Genomic DNA, 13,928 nt, shown 5'->3' on the forward strand with positions numbered 1-13,928 from the left:
ATTATGGATTTCTTTCAGGCGTTGGTATTGGCGCTGCTGCAAGGTTTAACCGAATTCCTGCCCATCTCCAGCTCCGCTCATTTGATATTGCCATCGAAGCTATTGGGTTGGCCTGATCAGGGGTTGGCATTTGACGTTGCCGTTCATTTTGGCACCTTGCTGGCGGTCATGACCTACTTTCGGCGCGATGTTTGGCGTATTGGGCAACGTTTTTTGGTTACCGGTTTTAGCCAGCCGGATAACGATGCTCGTCTTGGCTGGTGGATCATCATTGCGACCGTACCGGCAGCGCTGGCCGGTTTGATTTTAAACGACTGGATTGAGCAATCGCTCAGAAGTTTGTGGGTCATTGCCATCACCACGTTGGGTTTTGGGTTGCTGCTGTGGGTTGCAGACCGCAAAGCCACTGAGCAAAAAACGCTATTGCAATTGACCTTTACCGCCGTGTTGGTGATTGGTTTGGCACAAGCACTCGCGCTGATACCGGGTACATCGCGCAGTGGCATTACCATTACTGCGGCATTGCTGTTGGGCTTTCAACGCGTCGATGCCGCACGCTTTTCTTTTTTGCTGTCCATTCCGCTGATATTGGCTGCCACCCTACTAAAAATCATGGAACTGGTCAGTGGCGGCGATGGCAGTGGCTGGTTGATGCTACTGTTTGCCACCTTGGTTGCGGCCGTGAGTGCGTGGCTGTGCATCCATTGGTTTTTAATTTGGCTCGAGCGTATTGGCTTGCTGCCATTTGTTGTGTATCGGCTGTGTCTTGGTTTGCTGTTATTGGTACTGCTCATGGGTGGCGCATTGTGACGGCTTTAGTATGTAACGACCACTCTCTGGATGCCATTGCTGCGGCCTTGTGCGAACACTATGGTTTGGCGATAAAGCAACAATGGCCAGACGACGGTGAATATCATCTGAGTCTGACGCTGCAGGGATTGAGCTTGCAGCAGCAGGCGGCCGATAAAAGTGCCGTTACCGTCGACTTTTGTGCGGGTGCCAATGCTCACCGGCGCCGTTTTGGTGGCGGCAAAGGGCAGGACATTGCCAAGGCGATTGGTATTGGTCGCTATGTTCCCAGTGTTGCTGATTTAACTGCGGGTCTTGGGCGTGATGCCTTTGTTTTAGCGTCTCTCGGTTGTCAGGTAACGGCGCTGGAGCGCCACCCTGTGGTCGCTGCGTTATTGAGCGATGGCTTAAGTCGCGCTGGTAACAGGCATCTGCCTGCGCCATGGCAAGCGCTACAGGCATTGCGGCCTGTCTTGGTTGATGATGAGACTCGAAACGTCGTACAGCGCATTCAGTTGCAGCACATCGGTGCTAAAGATTGGTTGCAACAACAGCCTGACAATAGTGTGGATGTGATATATCTCGATCCAATGTTTGCTCACGATGGTCGGCAAAAAGCGCAAGTGAAAAAGGACATGCAGGCCTTTCGTCATGTTGTTGGGCAAGATGACGACGCCGATGAGTTGCTGCATGAGGCGTTGCGTGTCGCGCGCTGTCGTTGTGCGGTCAAGCGCGCCCGAAAAGCGCCGCCATTGGCAGGGCAGGCTCCAACTTACGCTCTGACAGGCAAGGCCAACCGCTTTGATGTTTACGCCAAAGCTAAGGTGGAAGCGCCGTAACTGATGGAACAAAAAAGCGGCGCCGATTGGCGCCGCTGCTGATCACGCTAACGGGTTTGAATGGCTAGGCGTTTTTTTCGGTTGGCGTGTTGCCGCCTGCAACCACGCTGCGCTGAATACTTTGTCGCAAAGCACCGTCCAGCAAGCCTTCAAGAACCACCAGCAACTCCGGCATTTGCTGCGTCGCTTGCAGCTTGCCGTCATCTCCCTCTTGGGCAAACTCAAGCCTTAGCAGCTGACGAATCAGAGTTCTGAACAATTGCTTGTCAAAAAACTCCGGTGAGTTAATGCCGTAGAGCAAACCGATGCGCTGTGCCAGTAATGTTGCACGCTCTTCCAATTGGGCGGCATCGAGTGGTGCGTGGGTGTGCTGAATCAAACTGATGGTCAAATAGTAACGCTGCAGTGTTTGCAGCATATTGCCCGCCAAACCATTGAGCTGATTAAACTCATCGCTGTGCGCAGGTGTGGCGTGGTACCCCTGTTCACCGTGGTACAAATATCCAACGCCCACCAAAGCCTCTAGCCATTGCTGCACGAGTTCGGGCAGCGCCTCTGGTGGCCACTGCAAAAACAGCTCTGCTTGTAAGAAGGGATACAGGGTTTGCACCATTTCGATCACTTCTTCACGCTGATAGCGATCGTTGCTGATAAACAAGCAGGCCAGCAGCGAAGGCAAAGCATATAGGTGCAGAACATTATTGCGGTAATAGGTGAGGGTGACGGCCTGGCGCTCATTGGTTTGAATCAAATCGCCCATCGGGTGGCTGGAGCGTGATACCACTTCCAGTTGCTCAGCGTAGCTTAACCAGTCCTGGCCATTGCCTTCTGGAAGTTGCGTCAGAGGGCTGTAAGGAGTGAATTCCATCAGTCGTTTATAGGCGTCCATTTGCGCAATCAGCTGTGCTTCTTCCATGGCTTGCCGTGGTGATGCCAGGATGGATAACGCAACCAGGTTAATCGGGTTTACCGATGTGGCCCGATTGATTTCCGTGACAACCTTGAGCGCCAGATTGTCGACAACATCGCGTGCCCACTGTGGGCGGAAATCACACTCCTGGTAATTCTGTTGTTGCCAGCCGGGTTGCTGCTGGTCGAGGAATTGCGTCAAGTAAATGGGCTCACCGAAGGTGACGTGTACCTTGCCAAAGGATTTGCGGAACGAACGCAGCGTGCCGAGCACACCCAGCAGGCTTTCCTTTTGCTTTTTCTTACCGCGCAATTCACCCAGATAGCTGCCGGCTTCGAACACTTTTTCATAGCCGGTGTACACAGGTACAAACAAAATGGGCTTGCGTGAGTCGCGCAGGTAGCTGCGCAACGTCATCGCCAGCATGCCGGCCTTCGGGTTCAGTGTACGGCCAGTGCGACTGCGCCCACCTTCAACAAAATACTCGGTGGCGTATCCGTGGGTAAAAATCGTATGCAAGTATTGGTCAAATACGGCCGAATACAGAGGGTTGTCTCGGAACGTACGGCGCATAAAAAAAGCACCGCCGCGGCGTAAGATTGGGCCGACGATGGGCATATTCAGATTAATGCCAGCGGCAATTTGTGGCAGTTGCAGTCCTTGGTGGTAGAGCAAATAAGACAGCAACAGATAGTCGATATGACTGCGATGGCAAGGCACATAGATAATGGCGTTGTCTTTGCTCACCTCTTTCAGGTGATCGATATTGTGCACCTGTACGCCATCGTAGATTTTATTCCACACCCACGTCAGCACCACATCGAGAAAGCGAACATTGGTGTAAGAAATGTTGGAGGCAATCTCATCGGCGTATTTCAGTGCTTTGCCCTGCGCTTGCTGGCGACTGATGCCTTTACTAGTGACTTCCTCTTCAATGGCTTTTACCACGGTGGGGGCGTGCGGAATTTTGTGCACCAAGGTGCGGCGGTGGGATAGATCCGGGCCCAGCACCGACGCTGACACATGGCGATTGTGCACGCGCAACACCCGCGCCACTTTACGCGCTAACAGTTCCGGGCTTTTGCTGTCTTCGCTGAGTTCGCGTAATGACAGAGGTTTACTGAAATGTACAAAAGTATTGCGGCCATTGAGTAAAATCGCCATCAAGGTCGTCAGGCGACCACCGAGGGTGCCGCTGTTCTGCAGCCAGATGCGCAGAAACGACCCTTCTTTATCTGGCGCACGGCCCCAAAAGACACGCACGGGCACGACTTGAATGTCGTCGGCGTCGTGCTCTTGCAGCCACTGGCAATGACGCACCAGATAGCGATGCACCACAGGCGTGGCGCGTTTGCGAAACGGCGCCCCCGCGCGGCGATAAATCGGAAAAAACGGTGAGCTGTCCAGTTGATGTTGGTCATCTCCCAAGCGTGGTGCTGGCCAGCCAAATTGGCGCACTTCGCGGTCGATCACCAGTTGTTCGGCACGCGAGCGATACAGCAGGGCGTACACCACAGGTTTGCTCGGGTCGAGGTTGAATTCATCCACGCTTGGCCCAATGATCTGGGTGCGAATAATGCTGTACAGCCAGGTTTGCTGCCAGCGAAATAGGGTGCGTCGCAACGACTTTAGAAAACTCATGTTGGCCTGAATCGGTTGCCGAAATAACAGCAGCGGAGTTTACCCTGCCAACGACGCGGATTAAACGCCGTTGGTGATTTCCAGGCACATAGGTGCCTGACTGACAGCGATGGCCGGTCAGAGTGTCTGACCGATGAGTAATAGCGTTTGCCATGGAGTGAAGGATGATTGACATACAACAGTTGACCAAGCGCTTTGGCGGCTTCACCGCCGTCGACAATGTGACCTTTACAGTAGAGCCGGGTGAGGTGCTGGGGTTTTTAGGCCCCAACGGTGCTGGCAAGTCGACCACGATGAAAATGCTGTCCGGCTTTCTCGAGCCAAGCAGCGGCAGTGTTCGTTTGTTTGGTCGAGACATTGTGCGTGACCGTATCGCTGTACAACAGCAGCTCGGTTACTTGCCGGAAGGGGCGCCCGCCTACGAAGACATGCGCGTCGATGCATATCTAAAATTCATTGCTGAAATGCGCGGGTTGCGCGGCGATGCTCTGCGCAAACAGCTGCAGCATGTGGTGGATTTGGTTGATATCGGTGAGGTATTAACGCAGCGTATTCAGACGCTGTCAAAAGGGTTTAAGCGTCGTGTCGGGCTGGCACAAACCCTGATCCATGACCCGCAAGTTCTGATTCTCGATGAGCCTACCGATGGTCTGGATCCGAACCAAAAGCAGCAAGTACGCCAGCTGATTACCAATTTATCGACAGATAAAATTGTCATCATCTCCACTCATATTCTTGAGGAAGTCAGTGCGGTGTGCAGTCGCGCTGTCATTATTGCTGGCGGCAAAGTGGTGGCGGACAGTCAGCCGCAAGAGTTAGAGCGGCGCTCGCGTTATCACGGCGCAATTACGTTGCGTTTACAGCAGCCTCAACCACAGCTCGAAGCGGCGCTGACTGCGTTACCAGGTGTCGCTGCTTTAGAAACGGTGCAGACTGAGCAGTCGTATTTGTTGTTGCCCGAGCGCGGTACGACCTTGTATCCAGCGTTGCACGCGCTGCTGCAGCAACAAGGCTGGGCGGTGGACAGTCTGCATATGGAGCGCGGACGTTTGGACGATGTATTTCAGCAATTAACTCAGCAGGAGGTGGCATAAATGAGCTGGGTCATCTGCAAGCGTGAGCTAAGCGCCTATTTCTCGACGCCGGTGGCTTACGTTTTTATTTTTATGTTTTTGGCGTTGGCCGGCATGTTCACTTTTTATTTGGGGCAGTTTTATCAGCGCGGTCAGGCCGACTTGGTGCCCTTCTTTAATTTCCATCCATGGCTGTATCTGTTTTTTATGCCAGCGGTGGCGATGGGCTTGTGGTCGCAGGAGCGCCAATTAGGCACCATTGAAATGCTACTGACCTTGCCGGTGAGTCCGGCGCAAGCGGTATTGGGTAAATTTTTCGCCGCTTGGCTGTTTGCGGGTATTGCTTTGCTACTGACCTTTCCTATGTGGTTGGCGGTGAATTATTTAGGCGCACCGGATAACGGCGTGATTGTGGCCAGCTATTTGGGCAGCTGGCTGATGGCCGGCGCGTTTTTGGCCATTGGCTCGTGTATGTCGGTGCTCAGTCGCAACCAAATTGTGGCGTTTATTTTATCCGTCGTACTGTGCTTCGTCTTTATGGTGTCAGGCCTGTCGATGGTATTGGATGTCGTTCGAGCTTGGGCGCCGTTGGCGGTGGTCGACATGGTGGCTGGTTTGAGTTTTTTGACGCGCTTTGAGGCCATGTCGCGAGGTGTCATCGATCTGCGTGATGTGGGCTATTTTGTCTGGCTCATTGCCGTGTGGTTGATGGCAACCGTGCATCTGTTAAACATCAAGAAGGCAGCTTAAGGGAGGCATTATGAGAACTGTCATCATGATTGTTGTGGTCGCTGTGGCTCTGTTGGCGGGCAATGCCTTGCTGCAATTACTGGGCGCGTCGGCGCGCATCGATTTGACCGAGCAACAGCTCTACAGTTTGTCAGCAGGGACGCGGCAGGTGGTAGGCGAGCTGCAAAAACCGCTGACGGTGGAGCTGTATTTTTCGCAGCAGGCGAGTGAGGACCTGACGCAGCTGCGCGCTTATGCTGAGCGGGTAGACGAGTTGCTGCAGGAATATCGCTTGGCCAGTGACGGGCAGCTGACGCTGCGACGCGTTGATCCCGAACCTTTTTCTGAACAGGAAGACGACGCCACACGGTTTGGTCTGCAATCGGTGCCGGTCGGAAATCTGGGTGAATCTCTGTACTTCGGGTTGGTGGTGCGTGATGCGAACGATAATTACGAAACTTTGGCCTTTTTGCAGCCTGATCGCGAGCCTTACCTGGAATATGAGCTGACGCAGATGATTTATCGGCTGCAGCAAGACACCTTGCCGGTGATTGGTGTGCTGAGTGGTTTGCCAGTGATGGGTGGTTTTAACCCAGCTACTGGCCAGCCCAATGAGCCGTGGATGGCGATCGAACAGCTGCAAAGTTTGTACGAGGTGCGTTCGCTCAATGCTGAACTGACCCGTATCGACAGCGACGTGGATGTATTGCTGTTAATTCAGCCGCCCGATCTGACAGAGCAAGCTCAGTACGCCATCGATCAGTTTGCTTTGGCGGGCGGTCGAGTATTGGCCTTCATCGACCCAGTGGCAGAAACCGCTGCCGGCGGCATGATGGGGCTGCAGCAACAGGCATCCGCCGATAGTCTCACGACGTTGCTGGCTGCATGGGGTATCGACTGGCAGTCGAATCAGGCGGTGTTAGACGCTACCAATGCTTTGGTCGTCAGCCAAGGGCCGGGCAAACCGCCGATGCGTCATTTTGGTTTGTTGGCACTCGGTGAAAGCAGTTTTGTCGCAGACCAGTTGCAAACTTCCGCGTTGGAAGCGGTGAATCTGTCCAGTGTTGGCCGTTTAACGGCGGTCGAAGACGCTTCTAGTGTCTTTTTGCCTTGGTTGTTCAGCAGTGCTGACAGCATGTCGATCGATGCGACTAGGTTGCAAATGGGGGCCGATTTGCTGCAGTTGCAGCGCGATTTCAGCAGTGCTGCGGAGCGCCAAATATTGGCCGCCACGGTAACCGGCTCCGCTCGTTCCGCCTTTAGCGCTATTCAAGCCGAGCAGTGGCGCCAGCCTGAAGATCCAGAGCACATCGCTGACACCCAACAATTGGCGGTAACCGTCGTGGCTGATACCGACGTGCTCAGCGATCGTCTGTGGGTGCAGGTGCAGAACTTCTTTGGTCAGCGCATTGCGACACCGTGGGCGGATAATGGCACCTTGTTGGTGAATCTTACCGACCAAATGGCCGGTAGCACGGCATTGATGTCGTTGCGTGCGCGTGGTCAGTATCAGCGCCCCTTTGATCGCGTAGAGGCGTTACGCGAGCAGGCGGAGCAGCGCTTTTTAGCCAGCGAGCAGCGCTTGCAGCAGCAATTGCAGGCTACCGAGCAGCAGTTGATGGAGTTGCAGCCCGCGCCTGGTGACGAGCCACTGACCCTGACTGCCGAGCAGCAGCAGGCGATTGAGGCGTTTCAGCAGCAGAAGTTGGACATTCGCCGCGAGCTGCGCGAAGTGCAGCATGCGTTGAACAAAGACATCGACGCATTGGGAACGCAGTTAAAAGTGCTGAACATTTTGCTGTTGCCACTGCTGCTGACGCTGCTGGTGGGCGGCATTGCTTACCTGCTGCAACGTCGGCGGGTGCTCTGATAAGCGGGGCCTCGCGCCAGAGGCCCTTGCATTCTTTGCTGCGGCAATGGATTCGGCTGTTGCCGTTTGCAACACCGCAGTCGCGGTGCTGTTTTAGTAGTGCGGCGGCGGTGTCTCTTCGCTGATATCTTTCAAGCCACCTTGCTGGTTGTGCAGTGCTTCCAGCTTCTTATTCAATAACTGCATGGCCTGGCGTGTCATGAGGAAATCCTGATTTAACTGCGTGAGCTGTTCATTCAGCGTGTCGACCGTGTTTTCAAGGAAAGCGACGCGGGTTTCTAGCTCGACAATGCGTGGATTCTCTGGCTGCTCAGAAGGGGGGTGATGCATGAGTTGTGCTCCCTTGGCTATCGTGTTGATTTTTTTAATGAATTGGGCTTTTATACCGAACGGTTTACTACTTGTATCGGCCAGTAAAGTTCGCGAGCGCTGGGTTTTATTACCTATTTATTGCCTGAACATTCGGTATGGCGGGATAAATGCCATCGCTAATGACGATACAAGGGTTGTTCCACCTTGCGGGGCGGTACGAACCCGGCAGTGTATTCGCTGGGCAGGCAAGGACATCGTAACGCGATTCGGCCGCTCTGTTGCATAATAACGTAATCGAAATGAGAGAGCGCATGGGTAAGTTGTTGATTCGTAAGTTAATTGTTGCCGTGGTAGCGGCGGCACTGTCAGCGGTTGTGGCGGTGGCTGCCATGACATCATTGTTATCTGGTCTGACTTTGGCGGACGGTACGGCCTTGAGTTACGCCAGTTTCTGGTCGCTGCCGCAAGCGGCATTACTGGTGGTAGTCTTTGCCTTGCTGGGTTTTATTGTGAGTTTTGTTTCAGCTCAGCTGATGCCAAGTCGTCGCCGTCGTCATCGTGGCAGCGGCACCATCGTTGAAGAAGATGTTGAAGATGGGCGTGAGCGCGGCGTGGTGAAATGGTTTAACGTGAAAAAAGGTTTTGGCTTTATTACTTGGGACGACGGTGAGGACGTGTTTGTCCACTTTCGCTCCATTCGTGGCCAGGGTCACCGCTCATTGACCGAAGGGCAGCGAGTGAAGTTTGCGGTAGTGCGTGGTCAAAAAGGCCCGCAAGCCGAAGACGTCTCTGCCATTCGCTAAGCAGCGAGCGATACAAAAAAAGCGGCTTTAAGCCGCTTTTTTTGTGCCTGCAATCAGAGCTTATTCGGCGCTGCCGCTGACCAATGAGCGCAGCAATTTCGGGTTGCTGACGATCAAGTTAGCTGGCGAGCTTAGGCTAGGTTTGCCTTGAATATCGGCTAACAAACAGCCTGCTTCGCGAGCGATCAAGCCACCGGCTTGCAACGAGTATTCATCGACATCGGCCAGTAATGCGGCTTGGAAACGGTCGGCTGCGGTGTACGCCAACGACAACGCATTGGAGCCAATGTTGCGCAGCTCTTGGCCTTGCGACATGAGCGATTGAATGCGCTGGCGCTGTTCAAACGCTGACTCGTTGAAACTCATGGGCTGGGTGTAGCCAACAATGGCGTCGCTCAGGCTGTGCAGTTGGCTGCAGCGGATACGACGGTTGTTTAACTGGCTGCCGCGGCCTTTGGAGGCAGTAAACTCATCGCCGTTCATAGGGTTTACGACGACGGCGTGCTCGGCTTTGCCGCCATTTAAGCAGCACAGGGTGATGGCAATGCTCGGAATGCCCACACGAAAGTTAGCAATGTCATCGATAACACAGATTTGCCAGGTCGGCTGTTTGGCGTCGCCCTGGTTAAAGCCGGTTTCACGGCCTTGGAAGTTGTGCTCAGGGTAGGACTTTTTCAGTTCGAAAATAATGCCCTTCTCCAGGCCGATGGTGCAGTCGGCAATAAACTTCGCCTTTTCTTGATCCGTGCTTTGGTACGAATCAAAACGGTCCAAGCGACGGACCAGGTCTTGACCGGCATTACGCGCAGCGCGCAACGCCAAGTTCACCATGGGTTGCATAAGGCAGTGAGTCTCTTTAAAGAACGAATGGGAACCGGTAATTATAACAGTCGAAGAGCAAACTGCGCTACACTTTGCCGCCTTGAAAGCCATAGATAAGTCGAGAGATGATGGACGATGCTGCAATCCGGGCTGCGTTAGCCGCGATTGATGTGGTGATGGTTGAGACCACCCATGCCGGAAATCTGGGCGCTGCCGCCCGGGCGATGAAAAATATGGGTCTGAGCCAATTGGTGTTGGTGAACCCGCAAGCCAGTATTGATGATGAAGCCATTGCCCGCGCTTCCCGGGCGGACGATATTCTGCACCAAGCGCGAATCGTACCGAGCTTAACCGAGGCATTGGCCAATGCGTCCTTGGTAGTGGGCACCAGCGCACGCTCGCGCCACATCCCATGGCCATTGCTGTCGCCGCGAGAGCTGGGGGCGCGTGTCGCCAGCGCACTGCCGGCGGGCAATCGCATTGCATTGGTGTTTGGTCGTGAATCGAACGGTTTGAGTAACGACGAGCTGCAACTGTGTCACTTGCACGTGCATATTCCCACCGACGCTGACTATTCCTCGTTAAATGTGGCGCAAGCGATTCAGCTGCTGTGTTACGAGATGCGCCTAGCGGTGAGTGGGGAAGAGTTAACCAGTCATCAAGCCTGGGGGGTTGAGTGGGATTACCCGCTGGCCACCCACGAGCAATTGGATGGCATGTTGCGGCATTTGGAGCAAACCCTGGTTGATATTGACTTTCTTGACCCCAATACACCGAAACAACTGATGACCCGACTGCGGCGCTTGTACCAGCGTGCGGCGCCGGATCAGATGGAAATCAACATGCTGCGTGGCATGCTGGCACAAATTAATAAGCGCCTGCCGCCACGCTCGGAGTAATGCGGCAATGCCTTTTTCAAAGGAGTTCTCTTGAATATCCAGCTGCTGCGTGAAGACATTGCTTGTGTCTTTGAGCGAGACCCTGCGGCGCGCAATACCCTGGAGGTGATTACCACCTACCCAGGGTTGCACGCCATCATTCACTACCGCTTGGCCAATGCGCTGTGGCGTCGCGGCTTTAAATGGCTAGCGCGCTTTTTGTCGGCGGTGAGCCGTTGGCTGACGGGCATCGAGATTCATCCCGGCGCTACGATTGGTCGACGCTTTTTTATTGACCATGGCATGGGGGTGGTGATTGGTGAGACTGCGGAAATCGGCGACGACTGCACCCTCTATCATGGCGTGACCCTTGGCGGTACCAGTTGGAATAAAGGCAAACGTCATCCCACCTTGGCCAACGGTGTCGTAGTAGGCGCTGGGGCAAAAGTGCTGGGGCCAATTCAAGTGGCCGACAACGCCCGCATCGGCTCAAACGCCGTGGTGACCAAGGACGTGCCTGAGGCTGTGACCGTGGTTGGCATTCCGGGGCGCATTGTGCGCAAAGCCAGCGAGCGGGCGGAGCAGGATGATCGTCGCGCCGAAATTGCGCGCAAGATCGGCTTTGATGCTTACGGCATGACCGATGAAATGCCAGACCCGATTGCTCGCTCGATCCACAACTTGATGGATCACATGGGCGCTGTCGATCAGAAAATCGATACCATGTGCCAAGCGCTTTACAATCTGGGTGATCGCACCTGCAGTGAGGCTTTGCCGGAGTTGGCAAAAGAAGACTTTGTCAGTTTGGTGGATGCCGATGCTAGCGAGGCAGGTGCTGCCAGCGACAAAGACGTTGCAGATAGCGACACCCCAGAGAAAACCGCCGAAGCGGCGACAGCGGCTGACAAACAGTAATTATTCGTCAGCCTGTCGGGTCGATAGTTGACTGTTTTTGTCGGGAATTAGCATAATGCCCGCATAACAAATGCGGGGAGAATCACCATGCGCCTGACTACCAAAGGCCGTTATGCCGTGACTGCGATGCTCGACCTGGCTATTCATGCCCAAAACGGCCCTGTCAGCCTGAATGATATTTCAGGGCGGCAGGGCATTTCTTTGTCTTACCTAGAGCAGCTGTTTGCCAAGTTGCGACGCAACGGCTTGGTTGCTAGTGTCCGTGGTCCGGGTGGCGGTTACCGCTTGAGCCGTGCTGATACCGACATTCAGGTGGCGGAAATCGTCGATGCGGTGAATGAATCCATGGACGCAACGCGCTGTCAGCGCAAGGGCGATTGCCAAAGTGGGCAGCAGTGCTTGACCCATCATCTGTGGTTGGATTTGAGCGATCAGATTCACGCCTTTCTTAGCTCCATCAGTCTGAATAGCTTGATTCAGCGCCGCGAAATTCAAGATACCGCGGCCCGGCAAGAAGAGCAGGCCGCCAGTCGCATTGAGGCCTTGCTGCGAGAAGACGAAGTCGCTGTCTGAAGCCGGCGTCGGGCGTTACAATGCCGCCCGACTCATGTTTGGAGACTCTAAATGACGCCCGTCTATCTTGATTACGCCGCTTCCGCGCCGGTTGACCCTGTGGTGGCAGAAGCCATGTCCGCGTGTATGACGCTGGAAGGTAACTTTGGCAATCCGGCATCGCGCTCTCACCGTTTTGGTTGGAAAGCAGAGCAGGCGGTTGAAAAAGCGCGCGGGCAAGTGGCGCAGGCGATTGGTGCAGAGTCACGTGAAATCGTCTGGACGTCGGGTGCAACAGAAAGCAACAACTTGGCCATTAAGGGGGTTGTTGAAGCGGCGTTGGCCAAGCTGGCAGGTCCTGTGCACATCATTACCTCGGCCATCGAGCACAAAGCGGTACTCGATCCTTGTCAGTGGCTGGCACGGCGCCCTGACGTTGAACTGACCTTGTTGGCTCCCGATGCCGATGGCCTGATTCGCGCCGAGCAGGTGGCACAGGCACTGCGTGATAACACTGTGCTGGTGAGCCTGATGTCGGTGAATAATGAACTCGGCACCATTACCGATGTGGCAAAAGTCGGGCGCTTGCTGGCGGATCATCCGGCGGTTTTTCATGTCGACGCGGCGCAGGCGTTGGGCAAGTTACCGGTGGATGTGAATCAGTGGCAGGTGGATTTGCTGTCTCTATCCGCGCATAAGGTGTACGGCCCCAAAGGCATGGGCGCGCTGTATGTTCGCCGCGAGCCGCAACCCGAGCTGCAGGCACAGATTCATGGTGGCGGTCATGAGCGCGGTTTTCGCTCCGGCACGTTGGCAACGCATCAGATCGTCGGCTTTGGTGTTGCCGCTGAGTTGGCCATTCAGCAGCTAGAGGTCGACAGCGGGCGCATTCGTGAACTGCGCGATCGTCTCTGGCAGGCGCTGCAGACCTTAGGTGGTGTGTTTTTGAATGGCCATTATGAGTCCCTCAGTCCAAATCACTTAAATGTGTCTTTCGACGCGGTTGATGGCGAGGTGCTGCTGGCGTCGTTGGCCAAAATTGCTGTGTCATCTGGTTCTGCGTGTAACTCGGCCAGCGTGGCGCCGTCTTACGTATTGAAGGCCATTGGCCGCAGTGATGCCCTAGCTCATGCGGGAATTCGCTTTTCGGTGGGACGCTTTACCAGTAGTGACGATATCGATGCAACCATTGCTGAGGTACAACGCGTGGTGCGCTTGTTGCGCGGTGAGCGCTGAGTCGTACAACTTTCGCCAAAAGGTGCGTATAATCCGCGGGTTTTGATCCGGCCCCTGGTGTCAGTTGTGACAATACCGGGGGCTATTATCACTCAATCATAGATTTCTATTGGAGACTAACATGGCTGTAGAGCGCACCCTGTCCATCATCAAACCAGATGCGGTAGGCAAAAACGTGATCGGTGAGATCGTTACTCGTTTCGAGAAAGCGGGCCTGAACGTGGTCGCTATGAAAATGCTGCACCTGGACGATGACAAGGCAGGCGGTTTCTACGCGGAACACAAAGAGCGTCCATTCTTCGGTGACCTGGTGTCTTTCATGACGTCTGGTCCAGTGGTTGTACAAGTACTGGAAGGCGAAGACGCGATTGCTAAAAACCGTGAGCTGATGGGTGCTACTAACCCACAAGAAGCGGCTGCTGGCACCATCCGTGCTGACTTCGCTCAGAGCATTGATGCCAATGCGGTACACGGCTCTGATTCAGCTGAATCAGCAGCACGTGAAGTTGACTACTTCTTTGCAGCAGACGAAATCTGCCCACGCTAAGACAGTAGCGAG

General features: G+C 54.5%; 14 protein-coding genes. 11 read left to right on the forward strand and 3 right to left on the reverse strand.

Going from position 1 to position 13,928, the window contains the following annotated elements:
- Positions 1-3 precede the first annotated feature (3 nt).
- Together CHH28_RS11215 and CHH28_RS11220 are read left to right on the forward strand one after the other, a co-directional pair.
- Entirely contained in the window at positions 4-810 is an 807-nt protein-coding gene (locus CHH28_RS11215; protein ID WP_094060393.1) for an undecaprenyl-diphosphate phosphatase, read from the forward strand.
- Entirely contained in the window at positions 807-1,628 is an 822-nt protein-coding gene (locus CHH28_RS11220; protein ID WP_233243615.1) for a class I SAM-dependent methyltransferase, read from the forward strand. The genes CHH28_RS11215 and CHH28_RS11220 overlap by 4 nt, the downstream gene beginning before the upstream one ends.
- Before the next feature lie 64 nt (positions 1,629-1,692).
- On the opposite strand, the gene plsB is transcribed toward CHH28_RS11220, so the two are convergent.
- Positions 1,693-4,179 carry a glycerol-3-phosphate 1-O-acyltransferase PlsB gene (plsB, locus tag CHH28_RS11225; protein ID WP_094060394.1) on the reverse strand — a complete coding sequence of 829 codons (2,487 nt, stop codon included), beginning with the start codon at positions 4,177-4,179 and terminating at the stop codon, positions 1,693-1,695.
- A 164-nt stretch (positions 4,180-4,343) separates the two neighbouring features.
- On the opposite strand from plsB, the gene CHH28_RS11230 reads away from it, so the two are divergent.
- The 3 genes from CHH28_RS11230 to CHH28_RS11240 are packed head-to-tail and all read left to right on the forward strand — an operon-like array spanning position 4,344 to position 7,851.
- The gene (locus CHH28_RS11230; protein WP_094060395.1) at positions 4,344-5,273 is read left to right on the forward strand and encodes an ABC transporter ATP-binding protein; all 930 of its coding nucleotides are present in this window, start codon (positions 4,344-4,346) and stop codon (positions 5,271-5,273) included.
- Positions 5,274-6,002, forward strand: a complete 729-nt coding sequence (locus CHH28_RS11235) for an ABC transporter permease (protein WP_094060396.1) — start codon at positions 5,274-5,276, stop codon at positions 6,000-6,002.
- A gap of 10 nt (positions 6,003-6,012) precedes the next feature.
- Positions 6,013-7,851 carry a GldG family protein gene (locus CHH28_RS11240; RefSeq protein ID WP_094060397.1) on the forward strand — a complete coding sequence of 613 codons (1,839 nt, stop codon included), beginning with the start codon at positions 6,013-6,015 and terminating at the stop codon, positions 7,849-7,851.
- Positions 7,852-7,944: 93 nt separating this feature from the next.
- On the opposite strand, the gene CHH28_RS11245 is transcribed toward CHH28_RS11240, so the two are convergent.
- Positions 7,945-8,181: a SlyX family protein gene (locus CHH28_RS11245; protein WP_094060398.1), complete on the reverse strand. Its 237-nt coding sequence runs from the start codon at positions 8,179-8,181 to the stop codon at positions 7,945-7,947.
- 293 nt (positions 8,182-8,474) lie between these two features.
- Here CHH28_RS11245 and CHH28_RS20405 point away from each other — a divergent pair, with 293 nt between their 5' ends.
- A complete protein-coding gene (locus CHH28_RS20405) occupies positions 8,475-8,966 on the forward strand; it encodes a cold-shock protein (RefSeq protein ID WP_269843658.1) in 492 nt (163 codons plus the stop codon).
- A 60-nt stretch (positions 8,967-9,026) separates the two neighbouring features.
- Here the strand turns inward: CHH28_RS20405 and CHH28_RS11255 are convergent, their stop codons facing one another.
- The gene (locus tag CHH28_RS11255) at positions 9,027-9,806 is read right to left on the reverse strand and encodes an inositol monophosphatase family protein (RefSeq protein ID WP_157729888.1); all 780 of its coding nucleotides are present in this window, start codon (positions 9,804-9,806) and stop codon (positions 9,027-9,029) included.
- A 110-nt stretch (positions 9,807-9,916) separates the two neighbouring features.
- Here CHH28_RS11255 and CHH28_RS11260 point away from each other — a divergent pair, with 110 nt between their 5' ends.
- The 5 genes from CHH28_RS11260 to ndk all read left to right on the forward strand — a co-directional run bounded on the left by CHH28_RS11260 (position 9,917) and on the right by ndk (position 13,916).
- Complete coding sequence (locus CHH28_RS11260; RefSeq protein WP_332881217.1) at positions 9,917-10,687, forward strand: RNA methyltransferase; 771 nt, start codon at positions 9,917-9,919, stop codon at positions 10,685-10,687.
- 36 nt (positions 10,688-10,723) lie between these two features.
- Positions 10,724-11,581: a serine O-acetyltransferase gene (cysE, locus tag CHH28_RS11265; RefSeq protein ID WP_420093161.1), complete on the forward strand. Its 858-nt coding sequence runs from the start codon at positions 10,724-10,726 to the stop codon at positions 11,579-11,581.
- Positions 11,582-11,668: 87 nt separating this feature from the next.
- Positions 11,669-12,154: a Fe-S cluster assembly transcriptional regulator IscR gene (iscR, locus tag CHH28_RS11270; RefSeq protein WP_094060402.1), complete on the forward strand. Its 486-nt coding sequence runs from the start codon at positions 11,669-11,671 to the stop codon at positions 12,152-12,154.
- Positions 12,155-12,205: 51 nt separating this feature from the next.
- Complete coding sequence (locus CHH28_RS11275) at positions 12,206-13,369, forward strand: aminotransferase class V-fold PLP-dependent enzyme (RefSeq protein WP_094060403.1); 1,164 nt, start codon at positions 12,206-12,208, stop codon at positions 13,367-13,369.
- 121 nt (positions 13,370-13,490) lie between these two features.
- A complete protein-coding gene (ndk, locus tag CHH28_RS11280; RefSeq protein ID WP_094060404.1) occupies positions 13,491-13,916 on the forward strand; it encodes a nucleoside-diphosphate kinase in 426 nt (141 codons plus the stop codon).
- Positions 13,917-13,928 lie beyond the last annotated feature (12 nt).

The sequence above is a fragment of the Bacterioplanes sanyensis genome, from assembly GCF_002237535.1.
In the GTDB taxonomy this organism is placed as follows: Bacteria; Pseudomonadota; Gammaproteobacteria; order Pseudomonadales; family Oceanobacteraceae; genus Bacterioplanes; species Bacterioplanes sanyensis_A.